General features: G+C 61.3%; 17 protein-coding genes. All 17 read left to right on the forward strand.

All coding sequences use genetic code 11. The features are described 5' to 3' along the window. The first annotated feature begins 129 nt into the window (after positions 1–129). The 17 genes from PMI20_RS11375 (at position 130) to PMI20_RS11455 (ending at position 16,553) form a co-directional block, all read left to right on the forward strand. The gene (locus PMI20_RS11375) at positions 130–981 is read left to right on the forward strand and encodes a flagellin domain-containing protein (protein WP_007922647.1); all 852 of its coding nucleotides are present in this window, start codon (positions 130–132) and stop codon (positions 979–981) included. Between the two features lie 72 nt (positions 982–1,053). Further along, a complete protein-coding gene (locus tag PMI20_RS11380) occupies positions 1,054–1,419 on the forward strand; it encodes a flagellar protein FlaG (protein WP_007922645.1) in 366 nt (121 codons plus the stop codon). A gap of 82 nt (positions 1,420–1,501) precedes the next feature. Next, a complete protein-coding gene (fliD, locus tag PMI20_RS11385) occupies positions 1,502–2,920 on the forward strand; it encodes a flagellar filament capping protein FliD (protein ID WP_007922643.1) in 1,419 nt (472 codons plus the stop codon). Positions 2,921–3,048: 128 nt separating this feature from the next. Continuing rightward, the gene (gene fliS, locus PMI20_RS11390) at positions 3,049–3,444 is read left to right on the forward strand and encodes a flagellar export chaperone FliS (protein ID WP_007922642.1); all 396 of its coding nucleotides are present in this window, start codon (positions 3,049–3,051) and stop codon (positions 3,442–3,444) included. A 10-nt stretch (positions 3,445–3,454) separates the two neighbouring features. Then, positions 3,455–3,751 (forward strand): flagellar protein FliT, encoded by a 297-nt coding sequence (fliT, locus tag PMI20_RS11395; RefSeq protein ID WP_007922640.1) that lies wholly within the window; start codon positions 3,455–3,457, stop codon positions 3,749–3,751. 173 nt (positions 3,752–3,924) lie between these two features. Beyond that, complete coding sequence (locus PMI20_RS11400) at positions 3,925–5,400, forward strand: sigma-54 dependent transcriptional regulator (RefSeq protein ID WP_007922638.1); 1,476 nt, start codon at positions 3,925–3,927, stop codon at positions 5,398–5,400. 110 nt (positions 5,401–5,510) lie between these two features. Continuing rightward, positions 5,511–6,722 (forward strand): sensor histidine kinase, encoded by a 1,212-nt coding sequence (locus PMI20_RS11405; protein ID WP_007922636.1) that lies wholly within the window; start codon positions 5,511–5,513, stop codon positions 6,720–6,722. 5 nt (positions 6,723–6,727) lie between these two features. Next, positions 6,728–8,137 carry a sigma-54-dependent response regulator transcription factor FleR gene (gene fleR / locus PMI20_RS11410; RefSeq protein WP_007922634.1) on the forward strand — a complete coding sequence of 470 codons (1,410 nt, stop codon included), beginning with the start codon at positions 6,728–6,730 and terminating at the stop codon, positions 8,135–8,137. 128 nt (positions 8,138–8,265) lie between these two features. Next, positions 8,266–8,592 carry a flagellar hook-basal body complex protein FliE gene (gene fliE / locus PMI20_RS11415; protein WP_007922633.1) on the forward strand — a complete coding sequence of 109 codons (327 nt, stop codon included), beginning with the start codon at positions 8,266–8,268 and terminating at the stop codon, positions 8,590–8,592. Between the two features lie 15 nt (positions 8,593–8,607). Continuing rightward, positions 8,608–10,395 (forward strand): flagellar basal-body MS-ring/collar protein FliF, encoded by a 1,788-nt coding sequence (fliF, locus tag PMI20_RS11420; RefSeq protein WP_007922632.1) that lies wholly within the window; start codon positions 8,608–8,610, stop codon positions 10,393–10,395. Beyond that, complete coding sequence (gene fliG / locus PMI20_RS11425) at positions 10,388–11,407, forward strand: flagellar motor switch protein FliG (protein ID WP_007922630.1); 1,020 nt, start codon at positions 10,388–10,390, stop codon at positions 11,405–11,407. Before fliF ends, fliG begins: the two co-directional genes overlap by 8 nt. A gap of 9 nt (positions 11,408–11,416) precedes the next feature. Next, complete coding sequence (gene fliH, locus PMI20_RS11430) at positions 11,417–12,238, forward strand: flagellar assembly protein FliH (protein ID WP_007922628.1); 822 nt, start codon at positions 11,417–11,419, stop codon at positions 12,236–12,238. After that, positions 12,228–13,586, forward strand: coding sequence for a flagellar protein export ATPase FliI (gene fliI, locus PMI20_RS11435; protein WP_007922626.1), 1,359 nt, complete (start codon positions 12,228–12,230; stop codon positions 13,584–13,586). The genes fliH and fliI overlap by 11 nt, the downstream gene beginning before the upstream one ends. A gap of 6 nt (positions 13,587–13,592) precedes the next feature. After that, entirely contained in the window at positions 13,593–14,042 is a 450-nt protein-coding gene (gene fliJ, locus PMI20_RS11440) for a flagellar export protein FliJ (RefSeq protein ID WP_007922624.1), read from the forward strand. Positions 14,043–14,160: 118 nt separating this feature from the next. Beyond that, positions 14,161–14,466, forward strand: coding sequence for an STAS domain-containing protein (locus PMI20_RS11445; RefSeq protein WP_007922622.1), 306 nt, complete (start codon positions 14,161–14,163; stop codon positions 14,464–14,466). 5 nt (positions 14,467–14,471) lie between these two features. Next, positions 14,472–16,178: an ATP-binding SpoIIE family protein phosphatase gene (locus PMI20_RS11450; protein WP_007922620.1), complete on the forward strand. Its 1,707-nt coding sequence runs from the start codon at positions 14,472–14,474 to the stop codon at positions 16,176–16,178. A gap of 30 nt (positions 16,179–16,208) precedes the next feature. Then, entirely contained in the window at positions 16,209–16,553 is a 345-nt protein-coding gene (locus PMI20_RS11455; RefSeq protein ID WP_007922619.1) for an Hpt domain-containing protein, read from the forward strand. Positions 16,554–16,557: the final 4 nt, after the last annotated feature.

Genomic DNA, 16,557 nt, shown 5'->3' on the forward strand with positions numbered 1-16,557 from the left:
GCAAAATTTTTTGAAAATCCCCTAAAGCAACTTGCATTGCCGACGATAACTATTACGAAGGTTCTCTAGGCCATACCCGGCGGTTGCCAGGGCCGGAAGCCGCAGTACCCAACCAACGAGGAATTCGTCATGGCTTTAACAGTAAACACTAACGTCACATCGTTGAACGTTCAGAAGAACCTGAACCGCGCTTCCGACGCTCTGTCGACTTCGATGACTCGCCTGTCTTCCGGCCTGAAAATCAACAGTGCAAAAGACGACGCCGCCGGCCTGCAAATCGCTACCCGTATGACTTCGCAGATCCGCGGTCAGACCATGGCGATCAAAAACGCCAACGACGGTATCTCCATCGCTCAGACCGCTGAAGGCGCGATGCAGGAATCCACCAACATCCTGCAACGTATGCGCGAACTGGCTATTCAATCGCGAAACGACTCCAACGGTACCGCTGACCGTGTTGCACTGAACAAAGAATTCGCTTCGATGTCGGACGAGCTGACTCGTATCGCCAAGTCGACCAACCTGAACGGCAAGAACCTGATCGACGGCAGTGCTGGCACCATGACCTTCCAGGTCGGTTCCAACACCGGTGCTACCAACCAGATCACCATCACTCTGGCCAGCGGCTTCGACGCTGCAACTCTGAGCGTAGGTTCTGCAACCATCGCCATCACCGGTAACAGCAGCGCCACCGCCGAAGCCAGCACCAAGGCTTCGATCGACGCAATCGAAAAGGCCCTGGCAACCATCAACTCCAGCCGTGCTGACCTCGGTGCTGCACAAAACCGTCTGACCAGCACCATTTCCAACCTGCAGAACATCAACGAAAACGCCAGTGCTGCACTGGGTCGCGTACAAGATACCGACTTCGCTGCTGAAACTGCGCAGATGACCAAGCAGCAGACTCTGCAACAAGCTTCCACCGCAGTTCTGGCCCAGGCCAACCAACTGCCGTCCGCTGTACTGAAACTGCTTCAGTAATAGCTGGCTAAGCTTTGGCGGGGGAGTGCGCTGGTCGCGCTCTCTCGCTTTTTACTTTAAGAGGTGATGGACATGGATATGAGCATGAAGCTGAACTTGTCTTATCCAACAGCCAAGCCGGCAACGCCTGTTGCTGACAAGCCTGTGGAGAAGCCTCAAGCGGACGTTGTGGCGCTGTCGACTGTCAAGGAAGAGAGTAAGAGTGCGCAAACCGAGCAGGACAAACTGAAAATGGCCATTCAGGAAATTGAAAAGTTTGTGCAATCGGTCAAACGTAATCTGGAATTCTCTATCGACGAGCCTTCTGGCAAGGTCGTCGTCAAGGTCATTGCCAGCGACTCCGGTGAGGTGATTCGTCAGATCCCCAACGAAGAAGTCCTGAAGTTGGCCAATAGTTTGAATGATGCGAGCAGCTTGTTGTTCAGCGCTAAAGTCTGACAGCTGGCATGAAATTTGTTGCTATGTTCTTTTGGGCGTTGTAATGGTCAAAAGACCGGCGACACACTGAAGGGAGATCTCCATGGCAAGTCCAATTCTACCGGGTACCGGTCTAGGCTCCGGCCTCGATACTGGTGCTATCGTCAAAGCCTTGGTAAACGCTGACAAAGCGCCCAAGCAAGGTCAGATCGACCGGGGAACTGCGAACAACACCGCAAGCATCTCCGGCATCGGCACCTTGAAGTCTTTGTTGTCGACCTTTCGGACCACCATTACCGAACTCAGCAGCAAGACCAATCCGCAATTTCCCGGCTATGCCGCCACCACTTCCGACAACAAGTATGTAACGGCGGTCGCTGGCAACACCGCGGTCAACGGCAACTATGTCGTCTCGGTCGGCAATCTTGCGACCGCCTCGAAAGTCACCAGTGCTGCCTTCGCTGGTGGCGCTACCAGTGCTATTCCGACTGGTACCCTGAAAATCAGTCAAAATGGCACTAACTACAATCTCGATATAAAAGCTGGCGCTACCTTGCAGTCGGTACGTGACTCGATCAACGCCGACGCATCGCTCAAGAGCGCGGGTATCAGCGCGAACATCGTGACCGATTCCTTTGGATCGCGTTTGGTGGTGGGTTCGACCACTACCGGTGCGGGGTCCGATATTTCTCTGAGTGGCATTGCCGGTCTGGAAATCGACGGTAGCAACGTCGTGGGCGCTTCCGGTTCGCCGATGACCGCCACTTCCGCCGGTTCCATTGGTGCCTTGGCCAGGGATGCCAATTTCACTGTTGACGGCATGGCCTTGACCAGCAAGAGCAACGCCGTGGACAAGGCGGTTTCCGGGATGACCTTCAATCTGGTCGCGCCAGGCACCTCGACCATCACCGTCGCGGCCAATACCGATGGTTTGAAGGCTTCGATCCAGAAGTTCGTCGACGCCTACAACGCGGTGGCCAACAGTGTGACCGCGCTGACCAAGCCGTCCCTGGATGACAATGGCAAGCTGACTATCCCGGCGCAGCTGACCGGCGACTCGTTGCCGCGTTCGATCCTGGCGGCCATTCGTGCGCCGCTGTCTGAGGTCGGGTCTGGTGACAAGCTGACCGTTCTGTCGCAATTGGGGGTTACCACCAACCCGAAGACCGGTGCCCTGGATTTCGATTCCACCAAGTTCACCGCGGCGATGAACGACAAAAAGCTGGGTGGCGAGGTGCAGACCCTGTTCACCGGTGAAAACGGCCTGCTAAGCCGCATGGACGACGCCATCAAGCCTTTTGCCCAGACTGGCGGTGTTCTCGATCAGCGCACCACTGAGCTAAACAAGGCCAAGGCCAAGCTGACTCTGGATCAGGAGGCCCTGGATCGTCGTATCGAAACTCTGACGACGGTACTGACCAAGAAGTACAACGACATGGACACCCTGGTGGGCAAGTTGAAAGCCACCGCGAGCAACATCACCTCGATGTTCGAGGCGTTGACTGCGCAACAGAAAGGCTGATTGATACCAGGCGCCAAAAGCCCGGCAACGTTTGTAGCGTTCCGGGCTTTTGGCTTTTGATCTAAAGTTTTTTGACGCCCGGTCGATACGCTGGTTATACGAACCCTTGAGTTTTGATGAGGTAGAACATGAATCCGATGTTAGCCCTTCGGCAATACCAGAAGATTGGTGCCCAGGCGCAGACTTCCGAAGCCAGCCCCCATCGTCTGGTGCAGATGCTGATGGAAGGCGGCCTGGATCGTATCGCCCAGGCCAAGGGGGCGATGGAGCGCAAGGATATTCCCGGCAAGGGTGTGTTCATCAGCAAGGCCATCGGCATTATCGGCGGCTTGCGTGAAGGGCTCGATCTGGAAAACTCACTCGACACCCTGGGCGATCTGGATGGCTTGTACACCTACATGATGACGCGCCTCACCGAGGCGAACATCAAGACCGATCCAAAGATTCTCGACGAGGTCGCCGATCTGCTGCGCACCGTCAAGGAAGGCTGGGATGCCATCGCTGCGCCGGGTCCGCAGTTCTAAGGAGATCACCATGAGTCTTGTATTGCAGCGCATCGAAGAAACCCGTGAAGCACTGGTCGCCGCCCTGGCCGAGCGTAATTGGGAAGCGATCGGTCAGTTGGATCTGGCCTGCCGTTCCTGCATGGAAGACATCTTGAGTGAAGCTCCGGAAGATGAAGCCGCGTTGCGCGAGAATTTGCAGGAACTGTTGGGGGTTTATCGGCAGCTTCTTGAAGTGACGACAGGGGAGCGTCAGGCGATAGTCGACGAGATGTCGCAGATCCATCAAGCACAGAACGCGGCAAAGGTTTACCATCTGTTCGGTTAATTAACCCCTAAGTTAATCCGAATCCAGTGCGCCATAAATTTGACTGTGCACGCTTTTTTGACTTAACTAGTGGCTGTTTTCAGATTTCAGACGTCTATCAGGCTCAAAATGCCTACAAGCGTCTAGCTTGCCCTGATTCCGGGCATTGAGTTGACTAGGGAAGTTGCTATTGCATGTGGCGTGAAACCAAAATTCTGCTGATTGATGACGATAGCGTCCGCCGCCGCGACCTGGCGGTGATTTTAAATTTTCTTGGCGAAGAAAATTTACCCTGCGGTAGCCATGACTGGCAGCAGGCTGTCGGCTCATTGTCATCCAGTCGTGAAGTAATCTGTGTCCTCATCGGGACTGTAAATGCTCCTGGTGCACTTTTGGGCCTGTTAAAGACACTCTCAACCTGGGATGAGTTCCTTCCAGTTTTGTTAATGGGCGATAATTCTTCCATTGACTTGCCGGAAGACCAGCGTCGTCGAGTGCTTTCCACCCTGGAAATGCCACCCAGCTACAGCAAGTTGCTCGATTCCCTGCATCGCGCCCAGGTCTATCGTGAGATGTACGATCAGGCCCGCGAGCGCGGTCGCCATCGCGAACCCAACCTCTTTCGCAGTCTGGTCGGCACCAGCCGGGCGATCCAGCATGTCCGGCAGATGATGCAGCAAGTGGCCGATACCGACGCCAGCGTGCTGATCCTCGGCGAGTCCGGGACTGGCAAGGAAGTGGTGGCGCGTAACCTGCACTATCACTCCAAGCGTCGCGAAGCGCCGTTCGTGCCCGTCAACTGTGGTGCGATTCCGGCCGAGTTGCTGGAGAGCGAACTGTTCGGCCATGAGAAGGGCGCCTTCACCGGGGCCATCACCAGCCGTGCCGGGCGTTTCGAACTGGCCAACGGCGGCACCCTGTTCCTCGACGAAATCGGCGATATGCCGCTGCCGATGCAGGTCAAGCTGTTGCGCGTGCTGCAGGAGCGTACCTTCGAGCGCGTGGGCAGCAACAAGACCCAGAGCGTCGATGTGCGGATTATCGCCGCGACTCACAAGAACCTCGAGAGCATGATCGAGGTCGGCAGTTTCCGCGAAGACCTGTACTACCGCCTGAACGTGTTCCCGATCGAGATGGCGCCGCTGCGTGAGCGGGTGGAAGACATTCCGCTGCTGATGAACGAGCTGATCTCGCGCATGGAGCATGAGAAGCGCGGTTCGATCCGCTTCAACTCCGCGGCGATCATGTCGCTCTGCCGCCATGGCTGGCCGGGCAACGTCCGCGAGTTGGCCAACCTGGTGGAGCGCATGGCGATCATGCATCCCTACGGCGTGATCGGCGTGGTCGAATTGCCGAAGAAATTCCGCTATGTCGACGACGAAGACGAGCAGTTGGTGGACAGCCTGCGCAGTGATCTGGAAGAGCGGGTGGCGATCAATGGTCATACACCGGACTTCGCCGCCACCGCCATGCTGCCGCCGGAAGGCCTGGATCTGAAGGACTACCTCGGTGGTCTGGAGCAGGGCCTGATCCAGCAGGCGCTCGACGACGCCAATGGCATTGTCGCGCGGGCTGCGGAGCGCCTGCGTATTCGCCGCACCACGCTGGTGGAAAAAATGCGCAAGTACGGCATGAGCCGTCGCGAGGGTGATGAACAGGCGGATGATTGACGCCTGTTTTTTAACCTGTTGAAAACCGGGCAGTTTTTTTCCGGCACGGGTATTGCTAAGTCTCTCTCAACGTTCCGTTTAACTGACGGTCAGCCACGCGAGAGAGCACGATGCCCCAAGCCGCCCAGATGTCTCCTGTTCCTGAAAGCCAGGGGCAAACGTCGTCCGTAGAGCAGGCAAGCCGGCTTGGCCTTGAGCAGGCGTTCGCCTTGTTCAACCAGATGTCGAGCCAGCTTACCGACTCCTACAGCATGCTTGAGGCTCGGGTGACCGAGCTCAAGGGCGAACTGGCCGTGGTCAGCGCCCAGCGCATGCAGGAGCTGGCGGAAAAAGAGCGTCTGGCCAACCGTCTGCAAAACCTCCTCGATCTGTTGCCTGGCGGCGTCATTGTCATCGACGCCCAGGGCATTGTCCGCGAAGCCAACCCTGCCGCCTGCGACCTGCTGGGCCTGCCTCTCGAGGGCGAACTCTGGCGGCATGTCATCGCCCGTTGTTTCGCGCCACGGGAAGACGACGGCCATGAGATTTCGTTGAAGGATGGGCGGCGGTTGTCGATCTCCACCCGTTCGCTGGATGCCGAGCCGGGCCAATTGGTGCTGCTCAACGACCTGACTGAAACCCGTCACCTGCAAGATCAGCTGGCCCGCCATGAGCGCCTGTCGTCCCTGGGGCGCATGGTGGCGTCCCTGGCGCATCAGATCCGTACGCCACTGTCCGCCGCGCTGCTGTATGCCAGTCACCTGACCGAGCAGGAGCTGCCTGTCGCCACCCAGCAGCGCTTTGCCGGGCGGCTGAAGGAGCGGTTGCATGAGCTGGAGCATCAGGTCCGCGACATGCTGGTGTTTGCCCGAGGCGAGTTGCCGCTGACCGATCGCGTGACGCCCAAGGCGCTATTGCAGTCGCTGCAGGCGGCGGCCCTGACCCATGTGCAGGACGTGCCCGTGCGCTGGCAGTGCGACAGCCCTGCGGGTGAGTTGCTGTGCAGCCGCGACACGCTGGTGGGGGCGGTGCTCAACCTGATCGAGAACGCCATCCAGGCCAGTGCCGGCCAGGTGCGCCTGAAAGTCCATCTTTATACCCGTGGCAACAGCTTGCGGTTGTGCGTCAGCGATAGCGGCAGCGGTATCGACGCTGCGGTACTGGCGCGTTTGGGTGAACCGTTTTTCACCACCAAGACCACTGGAACCGGACTGGGGCTGACAGTCGTCAAGGCGGTGGCGCGTGCCCATCAGGGAGAATTGCTGCTGCGCTCGCGTCCTGGGCGCGGTACATGTGCGCTGGTGGTTCTGCCACTGTTCTGCGGCGCTCAAGGAGTGGAGTGAAGGTAATGGCAATCAAGGTTCTACTGGTTGAAGACGATCGCGCCCTGCGCGAAGCCCTGGCGGATACGCTGCTGTTGGCCGGTCATGACTACAAGGCGGTCGGCAGTGCGGAGGAAGCGCTGGAGGCGGTGTCTGGCGAGTCGTTCAGCCTGGTGGTCAGCGACGTCAACATGCCGGGCATGGACGGTCATCAGTTGCTGGGCTTGCTGCGTGCGCGCCAGCCGCAATTGCCGGTATTGCTGATGACCGCCCATGGTGCGGTCGAGCGTGCGGTCGAGGCCATGCGTCAAGGCGCCGCCGACTACCTGGTCAAGCCCTTCGAGCCCAAGGCCCTGCTGGATCTGGTGGCGCGACATGCCCTGGGTTGCCTTGGGGCTGCCGAGGGCGAAGGGCCGGTGGCATTCGAGCCGGCCAGCGCTCAACTGCTCGAACTAGCGGCGCGGGTCGCTCGCAGCGATTCCACCGTATTGATCTCGGGCGAGTCCGGTACCGGTAAAGAGGTGCTGGCGCGTTACATCCACCAGCAGTCCCATCGCTCCAGCCAGCCCTTTATCGCCATCAACTGCGCGGCGATTCCGGACAACATGCTCGAAGCCACACTGTTCGGTCACGAGAAGGGCGCCTTTACCGGCGCCATCGCCGCCCAGCCCGGCAAGTTCGAACAGGCCGATGGCGGTACCCTGCTGCTGGACGAGATTTCCGAAATGCCCCTGGCCCTGCAGGCCAAGCTGCTGCGGGTGTTGCAGGAGCGCGAAGTCGAGCGGGTCGGGGCGCGCAAGCCCATCGCCCTGGATATCCGGGTAGTGGCGACCACCAACCGCGACCTGGCCGGCGAAGTGGCCGCGGGGCGATTCCGGGAAGACCTTTACTATCGGCTGTCGGTATTCCCGCTGGCGTGGCGCCCGCTGCGCGAACGTACCGCCGATATCCTGCCGCTGGCCGAGCGCCTGCTGGCCAAACACGTCAATAAAATGAAACACGCTGCCGCGCGGCTGTCGGCTGAAGCGCAGGCGTGCCTGCTCGGTTATCCATGGCCGGGCAACGTGCGCGAACTGGACAACGCCATTCAGCGCGCACTGATCCTGCAGCAGGGCGGTCTGATCCAGCCGGAAGATTTCTGCCTGGGCGGACCGCTGGCCTGTGCGCCGCTGCCTGCCATGGCGCCCGCCGCGGTGGCGACGGTGCGCAGTGCGCCGGTGGAGGCCGAGGTGCCGCCAGCCGAGTCGGCAGGGGCCTTGGGCGACGATCTGCGGCGTCGGGAGTTCCAGATGATCATCGACACCTTGCGCACCGAGCGTGGCCGACGCAAGGAGGCGGCCGAGCGCCTGGGTATCAGCCCGCGAACCTTGCGCTACAAGCTGGCGCAAATGCGCGATGCCGGAATGGATGTCGAGGCGTATCTGTTTGCAACATGAGTCGTTTAAGGCTGAAGCCATGCAGGCTTTTGTTCGGTGTCGCCGCGGAGCTGGCACCCTTGTTGCTAACACCTCACTAACCGCTGCGTGAGTGTCAAAAAATTGCGGGTCGTCGGAGAGAGTAGACCATGAGCCAAGGTATTGAATTTAATCGGTTGATGTTGGACATGCGGGCCATGCAAATGGACGCCATGGCCCAGCCAAAATCGGCCGCGGTGCCGCAGGTGAGCGGCAGCAGTTTTTCCGACATGCTTGGGCAGGCGGTGAACAAGGTCAACGACACTCAGCAGGCGTCCAGCCAGCTGGCCAGTGCCTTCGAGATCGGCAAGAGCGGTGTCGACCTGACCGACGTGATGATTTCCTCGCAGAAGGCCAGTGTGTCCTTCCAGGCGTTGACCCAGGTGCGCAACAAGCTGGTTCAGGCGTACCAAGACATCATGCAGATGCCGGTTTAAGGACGAGATTGAGTCATGGCAGAAGCAGTCGCCGATAACGTACCGGCCAAGGCCACTCCGACAGAAGGCAAGCCGCCGCTGTTCGGGTTGTCCTTTCTGGAAAACCTCTCCGAGATGACCATGTTGCGTCAGGTTGGCCTCATGGTCGGTCTGGCTGCCAGCGTGGCGATTGGTTTTGCCGTGGTGTTGTGGTCCCAGCAACCCGATTACCGTCCGTTGTACGGCAGCCTTGCCGGCATGGACGCCAAGCAGGTCATGGACACCCTGGCCTCCGCCGACATTCCCTACACCGTCGAACCCAACTCCGGTGCCTTGCTGGTCAAGGCCGACGACCTGTCGCGCGCGCGCCTCAAGCTGGCCGCTGCCGGCGTGGCTCCGGGCGACGGCAATATCGGTTTCGAGATTCTCGATAAAGAGCAGGGCCTGGGCACCAGCCAGTTCATGGAGGCGACCCGTTACCGTCGTGGCCTGGAAGGCGAGCTGGCGCGGACTATTTCCAGCCTGAACAACGTCAAGGGCGCACGCGTGCATCTGGCGATTCCGAAAAGCTCGGTGTTCGTGCGCGACGAGCGCAAGCCCAGCGCTTCGGTACTGGTCGAGCTGTATTCCGGCCGTTCGCTGGAACCGGGCCAGGTGGTGGCCATCGTCAATCTGGTGGCGACCAGCGTTCCCGAGTTGAGCAAGTCGCAGATCACCGTGGTCGACCAGAAGGGCAACCTGCTCTCCGACCAGGCGGAAAACTCCGAACTGACCATGGCCGGCAAGCAATTCGACTACAGCCGCCGCATGGAAAGCATGCTGACCCAGCGTGTGCACAACATCCTGCAGCCGATCCTCGGCAACGACCGCTATAAGGCTGAAGTGTCCGCCGATGTGGACTTCAGTGCTGTCGAGTCGACCTCCGAACAGTTCAACCCGGACCAGCCGGCCTTGCGCAGCGAGCAGTCGGTCAATGAACAACGCTCCAGCAGCCTGGGCCCGCAAGGTGTTCCTGGCGCCCTGAGCAACCAGCCGCCATCGCCGGCCAGCGCACCGCAGACCACCGGTGGCGCCACCGCTGCCGCCGGCATGGTGCAGCCAGGCCAGCCGCTGCTGGACGCCAACGGCCAGCAGATCATGGACCCGGCCACCGGCCAGCCGATGCTGGCGCCGTACCCGAACGACAAGCGTCAACAATCCACCAAGAACTTCGAACTGGATCGCTCCATCAGCCACACCAAGCAACAGCAGGGTCGTCTGAACCGGCTGTCGGTGGCGGTGGTGGTGGACGATCAGGTCAAGGTCAATCCGGCCAACGGCGAAACCAGCCGTGCGCCGTGGAGCGCCGACGAATTGGCGCGCTTTACCCGCCTGGTGCAGGACGCCGTGGGCTTCGACGCCAGCCGTGGCGACAGCGTCAGCGTGATCAACGTGCCGTTCTCGGCCGATCGCGGCGAGGTGATCGCCGACATTCCGTTCTACTCGCAGCCCTGGTTCTGGGACATCGTGAAGCAGGTCCTGGGCGTGCTGTTTATCCTGGTCCTGGTGTTCGGCGTGTTGCGTCCGGTGCTCAACAACATCACCGGTGGCGGCAAGGGCAAGCAACTGGCGGGTCTGGGCAGCGATGTCGAACTCGGCGGCATGGGCGGCCTGGATGGCGAGCTGGCCAACGATCGCGTCAGCCTCGGCGGCCCGCAAAGCATCCTGCTGCCTAGCCCGAGCGAAGGCTATGACGCACAGTTGAACGCAATCAAGAGTCTGGTGGCAGAAGACCCGGGTCGAGTGGCCCAGGTCGTGAAAGAGTGGATTAACGCAGATGAGTGATAACCGAGCCGCTACCGCCAAACTGACCCGGGTCGACAAGGCCGCGATCCTGCTGCTGTCCCTGGGTTCCACCGACGCCGCGCAGGTGCTGCGCCACATGGGCCCCAAAGAGGTCCAGCGAGTGGGCGTGGCCATGGCGCAGATGGGCAACGTGCATCGCGAGCAGGTCGAGCAGGTGATGAGCGAGTTCGTCGACATCGTTGGCGACCAGACCAGCCTTGGCGTGGGCTCCGACGACTATGTGCGCAAGATGCTCACCCAGGCCCTGGGCGAGGACAAGGCCAACGGCCTGATCGACCGCATCCTGCTGGGCGGCAACACCAGCGGCCTGGACAGCCTGAAGTGGATGGAGCCGCGCGCCGTGGCGGACGTGATCCGTTACGAGCACCCGCAGATCCAGGCGATCGTGGTGGCGTACCTCGATCCGGACCAGGCGGGCGAAGTGCTTGGCAACTTCGACCACAAGGCGCGCCTGGACATCATCCTGCGAGTTTCCTCGCTCAATACCGTGCAGCCGGCCGCCCTGAAAGAACTCAACCAGATTCTCGAGAAGCAGTTCGCCGGCAACTCCAACGCCTCGCGTACCACCCTGGGGGGTATCAAGCGCGCTGCCGACATCATGAACTTCCTCGACAGCTCGATCGAAGGCCAGTTGATGGACTCGATCCGCGAAGTCGACGAAGACCTGTCCGGTCAGATCGAAGACCTCATGTTCGTGTTCAACAACCTCGCCGATGTCGACGACCGCGGCATCCAGGCATTGCTGCGCGAAGTGTCTTCCGACGTGCTGGTCCTGGCCCTCAAGGGGTCGGACGAAGGCGTCAAGGAAAAGATCTTCAAGAACATGTCCAAGCGGGCTGCCGAACTGCTGCGCGACGACCTCGAGGCCAAGGGCCCGGTGCGCGTCAGCGATGTGGAAACCGCGCAGAAGGAAATCCTCACCATTGCCCGCCGTATGGCCGAAGCCGGAGAAATCGTTCTCGGCGGGAAGGGCGGCGAAGAAATGATCTAAGGTCGCGTTATGTCGTCCAGCAGTGATGAATCCCACAGCGACCTGATTCGCGCTCGGGACGTCGGTGGTTTCGACGTCTGGGCGCTGCCCAGTTTCGACCCCCATGTACCCGAGCCCGAGCCGGAGCCGGTGGAAGAGCCGCCGGCGCAGATCGAGGAAGTGCCGCTGGAAGAAGTCCAGCCACTGACCCTCGAAGAGCTCGAGAGCATTCGCCAGGAAGCCTATAACGAAGGCTTCGCCACGGGCGAAAAGGAAGGTTTCCATAGCACCACGCTGAAGGTCCGCCAGGAAGCCGACGTGGCCCTGAGTGCCAAGCTGGAGGCGCTGGAAGCGCTGATGGGCAATCTGTTCGAACCCATCGCCGAGCAGGACACACAGATTGAAAAGGCCCTGGTCAACCTGGTGCAGCACATGACGCGCCAGGTGATCCAGCGCGAGCTGGCCATCGACTCCAGCCAGATCGAACACGTCATGCGCGAAGCCCTCAAGCTGCTGCCGCTGGGTGTGGGCAACGTGCGGCTGTACATCAACCCGCAGGATTTCGCCCAGGTCAAAAGCCTGCGCGAGCGCCATGAGGAAAGCTGGCGCATCGTCGAGGACGAAGCCATGTTGCCGGGCGGCTGCCGGGTCGAGACCGAGCACAGCCGGATCGACGCGACCATGGAAACCCGGATCGCCAAGATCATGGACAAGCTGTCCGACCAGCTTCATGAGCAGGCTTTGCATCCCGCCGAATCGGACCTGAGCGTCGAGCTGGGGGCCGCCACCGGCAAGCCCGCCGCGGATGTCGACCCTGTCGACGCCGCGCAGGACCCCGCCGATGCGCCTTGACCGCACCAGCTTCGGCAAGCGCCTGAGCAGCTACGCCGAAGCCACCGAACTGCCGAACCAGCCGATTCTCGAAGGCCGTCTGCTGCGCATGGTCGGCCTGACCCTGGAGGCCGAAGGCCTGCGGGCGGCCATGGGCACGCGTTGCATGGTGATCAACGACGACAGCTATCACCCGGTGCAGGTCGAGGCCGAGGTGATGGGCTTCTCCGGCAGCAAGGTATTTCTGATGCCGGTCGGCAGCGTCGCCGGCATCGCGCCCGGCGCCCGGGTCGTGCCGCTGGCTGATACTGGCCGCCTGCCGATGGGCATGAGCATGCTCGGGCGGGTCCTCGACGGTGCTGGCCGTGCGTTGGACGGCAAAGGCGGGATGAAGGCCGAGGACTGGGTGCCGATGGACGGTCCGACCATCAACCCGCTCAAGCGCGACCCCATCAGCCGGCCGCTGGACGTGGGCATTCGCTGCATCAACGGATTATTGACGGTGGGCCGCGGTCAGCGTCTCGGCCTGTTCGCCGGTACCGGTGTGGGCAAGAGTGTGCTGCTGGGCATGATGACCCGCTTTACCGAGGCCGACATCATCGTGGTCGGTCTGATCGGTGAGCGGGGCCGTGAGGTCAAGGAGTTCATCGAACACATCCTCGGTGAAGAGGGGCTCAAGCGCTCCGTGGTGGTGGCATCGCCGGCGGACGATGCGCCGCTGATGCGCCTGCGCGCGGCCATGTACTGCACGCGTATCGCCGAATACTTTCGGGACAAGGGCAAGAACGTCCTGTTGCTGATGGATTCCCTGACCCGTTTCGCCCAGGCCCAGCGGGAAATCGCGCTGGCCATCGGCGAGCCGCCCGCGACCAAGGGCTATCCGCCGTCGGTCTTCGCCAAGCTGCCGAAACTGGTGGAGCGCGCGGGCAACGCCGAGGCCGGTGGCGGCTCGATCACCGCGTTCTATACCGTGTTGTCCGAAGGCGACGACCAGCAGGACCCGATCGCCGACTCGGCGCGTGGTGTGCTCGACGGGCACATCGTGCTGTCGCGGCGCCTGGCGGAGGAGGGGCATTACCCGGCGATCGATATCGAGGCGTCCATCAGCCGGGTCATGCCGGCGGTGGTGACCCCGGATCATATGACTCGCGCCCAGTATTTCAAGCAGCTGTGGTCGCGTTACCAACAGGCGCGCGACCTGATCAGCGTCGGCGCTTACGTACCGGGCGGCGATCGCGAAACCGACACCGCCATCTCGCTGCAGCCGTCGATGGTTGCGTACCTGCGCCAGGGGCTCAACGACAGCATCAGCCTGGGTGAAAGCGAAGCCCATCTGGAGATGGTTTTCGCTCCGGCGCCGGGCGGTTAATTCGTCATGGCCAACAGCCGTGCCGCGCGTCTGGCGCCGGTGGTCGACATGGCCGAAAGCGCCGAGCGCACCGCCGCCCAGCGCCTGGGGCATTTCCAGGGCCAGGTGCGCCTGGCGGAAAGCAAGCTGGGGGACCTGGAACGCTTTCGTGCCGAATACCAGCAACAGTGGATCGAGCGGGGCAGTGCTGGGGTTTCCGGCCAGTGGCTGATGAACTACCAGCACTTTCTCAATCAGCTGGAAACCGCCGTGGGCCAGCAGCGGCAAAGCCTGGCCTGGCACCAGAACAACCTCAACCGCGCCCGGGAAACCTGGCAGCAGGCCTATGCCCGGGTCGAGGGTTTGCGCAAGCTGGTGCAACGCTACATCGATGAGGCCCGCCAACTGGAAGACAAGCGCGAGCAGAAGCTGCTCGACGAGCTGTCCCAGCGCCTGCCGCGCCAGGATCCGTACTGAGCGCCACCCCATTCGTCGCCGCCAGGCGCTCGTCAGCGACGCTTCGGCGGTTCGGGTTGCCCAGGCTTGTACGGGGTGCTAAACCTTGTACAGATTGCCAATCACAAGGAAGCGAATCATGTCAGTCGTTACTGAAGTTTCACCGGACGGGCACAAACTGACGATTTCGATCAAGGGGCGTTTCGATTTCGGCCGTCATCAAGAGTTTCGCGAGTCCTACGAGCGCCTCAACAAAAGGCCCGACTCCATAGTGGTGGACCTGAAAGACGCCACCTACCTCGACAGTTCCGCCCTGGGCATGCTCCTGTTGCTGCGCGATCACGCCGGCGGCGACGATTCCGACGTGCGAGTGATCAACAGCAACTCGGACGTGCGCAAGATTCTCGCCATTTCCAATTTCGACAAGCTGTTCGACATCAGTTGATCGACATGCAGTCGAGTGAGGCACCTCTGTGCGTGCTGATCGCCGAGGACGGCACCAGCGACCGCATGTTGCTGTCGAGCATCGTCCGGCGCCAGGGGCACGAAGTGCTGACGGCGAGTAACGGCGCCGAGGCGGTGGAGCTGTTCGTCCAGCAGCGCCCGCACCTGGTGTTGATGGACGCGATGATGCCGGTGATGGACGGTTTCGAGGCCGCCCGGCAGATCAAGCGTCTGGCTGGCGAAGCGCTGGTGCCGATCATTTTCCTGACCTCGCTCACCCAGAGCGAGGCGTTGGCGCGCTGCCTGGAAGCCGGTGGCGACGATTTTCTGGCAAAACCCTACAGCCCGGTGATCCTGGCCGCCAAGATCAAAGCCATGGATCGCTTGCGGCGCCTGCAGGAAACCGTGCTGCAGCAGCGCGACCAGATCACCCAGCATCATGACTACCTGCTCAACGAGCAGCGCGTGGCCAAGGCGGTGTTCGACAAGGTGGCGCATTCCGGCTGCCTGAGCGCGCCGAATATCCGCTACCTGCAGTCGCCGTACGCGCTGTTCAATGGCGATTTGCTGCTGGCTGCCTTTACCCCGACAGGCGACATGCATGTGCTGTTGGGGGATTTCACGGGCCACGGCTTGCCAGCGGCGGTGGGCGCGATGCCCCTGGCCGAGGTGTTTTACGGCATGACGGCCAAGGGTTACGGGCTGCCCGAAACCCTGCGCGAGATGAATGCCAAGCTCAAGCGCATCCTGCCGGTCGGCATGTTCTGTTGTGCGACGCTGCTGTGCCTGAGTTTCCAGCGGCGGGCGGTGGAGGTGTGGAACGGCGGCATGCCGGATGGCTACCTGCATCGCTTGGCAAGCGGGGAGCGGGTGCCGCTGGTGGCGCACCATTTGCCGCTGGGGGTGCTGGGCGCCGAGGCATTCGACGACCGCACCGAAGTCTTTCCCATGGCCCTGGGCGACCGGGTTTTCCTGTTGTCCGATGGGGTGATCGACACCTGCGACGCCAATGAGCAACTGTTCGGTGTCGAGCGCCTGCAGCGGGTGTTTGCCGCCAACCGCGAGCCGGAGCTGTTGTTCGAGGAGATCCAGCGGGCCCTGAGCGAGTTTGGCGGGGATGCGCGGGACGATGTGAGCATGGTCGAGGTCAGCCTGCTCGAGGCCCGGCAGCTGACGCCGCCGGCGCTGGTGTACTCCGACAGCGGTCAGTCCTGCCCGTTGGACTGGTCTGTGAGTTTCGAGTATCGCGCCGCGACCCTCAAACGTTTCAATCCTTTGCCTTACCTGTTGCAACTGCTGCTGGAGGTGCATGGCCTGCGGGCGCAGAGCGGGGCGCTCTACAGTGTGTTGGCCGAGTTGTATTCCAATGCCCTGGAGCATGGCGTATTGGGCCTGGACTCGAGTCTCAAGCGCGATGCCCAGGGGTTTTCCCGCTATTACCGGGAGCGCGCGGTACGCCTCGAAGCCTTGCAGGAGGGGTTTGTGCGGGTGCACCTGCAAGTGGAGCCTCAAGGGGCTGGCGGTCGTTTGCTGATCCGGGTCGAGGACAGTGGCAGCGGTTTCGATGTCGGGCGGGTGATGGCGCGGCCCATCGATGGCGATCGTCTTTCCGGGCGCGGCGTCAGCCTGATCCGTCAGCTCAGCCGGCGTGCCAGCTGGTCTGACGATGGTCGTAGTGCCTGCGTGGAGTTTTCTTGGGAGCCTCTGGCATAATTCGCCGATTCTTGATCAAGGAGTGAGCAAGTGTCTGAGATTCATCTGGATCACGAGGTGCTGAACGCATTGCAGGAAGTCATGGAGGATGAGTATCCGTTGTTGCTCGACACCTTCCTCTGTGACTCCGAAGAGCGTTTGCGCCAGTTGCACAAGGTCGACGACCCCCGTCAACTTGTCGCCACTGCCCATAGCTTCAAGGGCAGCAGCAGCAATATGGGGGCGATTCGCCTGGCCGAGCTCTGTCATCAGTTGGAGCAGCGAGCCCAGGGCTCGTCGTTGCGCGGTATCGAGCAGTTGGTGGGCGAGATCGATGGCGAATTCGCCATTGTCCGCCAGCTGTGCGAGCAGGAACGCCAGCGTTTTCACTGCTGAAAAA

The organism is Pseudomonas sp. GM17 (assembly GCF_000282175.2).
Lineage (GTDB): Bacteria > Pseudomonadota > Gammaproteobacteria > Pseudomonadales > Pseudomonadaceae > Aquipseudomonas > Aquipseudomonas chlororaphis.

Coding starts and splice junctions, on each gene's coding strand:
- PMI20_RS11375 (WP_007922647.1), top strand. CDS start 130: ATGGCTTTAACAGTAAACACTAACGTCACATCGTTGAACGTTCAGAAG.
- PMI20_RS11380 (WP_007922645.1), top strand. CDS start 1,054: ATGGATATGAGCATGAAGCTGAACTTGTCTTATCCAACAGCCAAGCCG.
- fliD (WP_007922643.1), top strand. CDS start 1,502: ATGGCAAGTCCAATTCTACCGGGTACCGGTCTAGGCTCCGGCCTCGAT.
- fliS (WP_007922642.1), top strand. CDS start 3,049: ATGAATCCGATGTTAGCCCTTCGGCAATACCAGAAGATTGGTGCCCAG.
- fliT (WP_007922640.1), top strand. CDS start 3,455: ATGAGTCTTGTATTGCAGCGCATCGAAGAAACCCGTGAAGCACTGGTC.
- PMI20_RS11400 (WP_007922638.1), top strand. CDS start 3,925: ATGTGGCGTGAAACCAAAATTCTGCTGATTGATGACGATAGCGTCCGC.
- PMI20_RS11405 (WP_007922636.1), top strand. CDS start 5,511: ATGCCCCAAGCCGCCCAGATGTCTCCTGTTCCTGAAAGCCAGGGGCAA.
- fleR (WP_007922634.1), top strand. CDS start 6,728: ATGGCAATCAAGGTTCTACTGGTTGAAGACGATCGCGCCCTGCGCGAA.
- fliE (WP_007922633.1), top strand. CDS start 8,266: ATGAGCCAAGGTATTGAATTTAATCGGTTGATGTTGGACATGCGGGCC.
- fliF (WP_007922632.1), top strand. CDS start 8,608: ATGGCAGAAGCAGTCGCCGATAACGTACCGGCCAAGGCCACTCCGACA.
- fliG (WP_007922630.1), top strand. CDS start 10,388: ATGAGTGATAACCGAGCCGCTACCGCCAAACTGACCCGGGTCGACAAG.
- fliH (WP_007922628.1), top strand. CDS start 11,417: ATGTCGTCCAGCAGTGATGAATCCCACAGCGACCTGATTCGCGCTCGG.
- fliI (WP_007922626.1), top strand. CDS start 12,228: ATGCGCCTTGACCGCACCAGCTTCGGCAAGCGCCTGAGCAGCTACGCC.
- fliJ (WP_007922624.1), top strand. CDS start 13,593: ATGGCCAACAGCCGTGCCGCGCGTCTGGCGCCGGTGGTCGACATGGCC.
- PMI20_RS11445 (WP_007922622.1), top strand. CDS start 14,161: ATGTCAGTCGTTACTGAAGTTTCACCGGACGGGCACAAACTGACGATT.
- PMI20_RS11450 (WP_007922620.1), top strand. CDS start 14,472: ATGCAGTCGAGTGAGGCACCTCTGTGCGTGCTGATCGCCGAGGACGGC.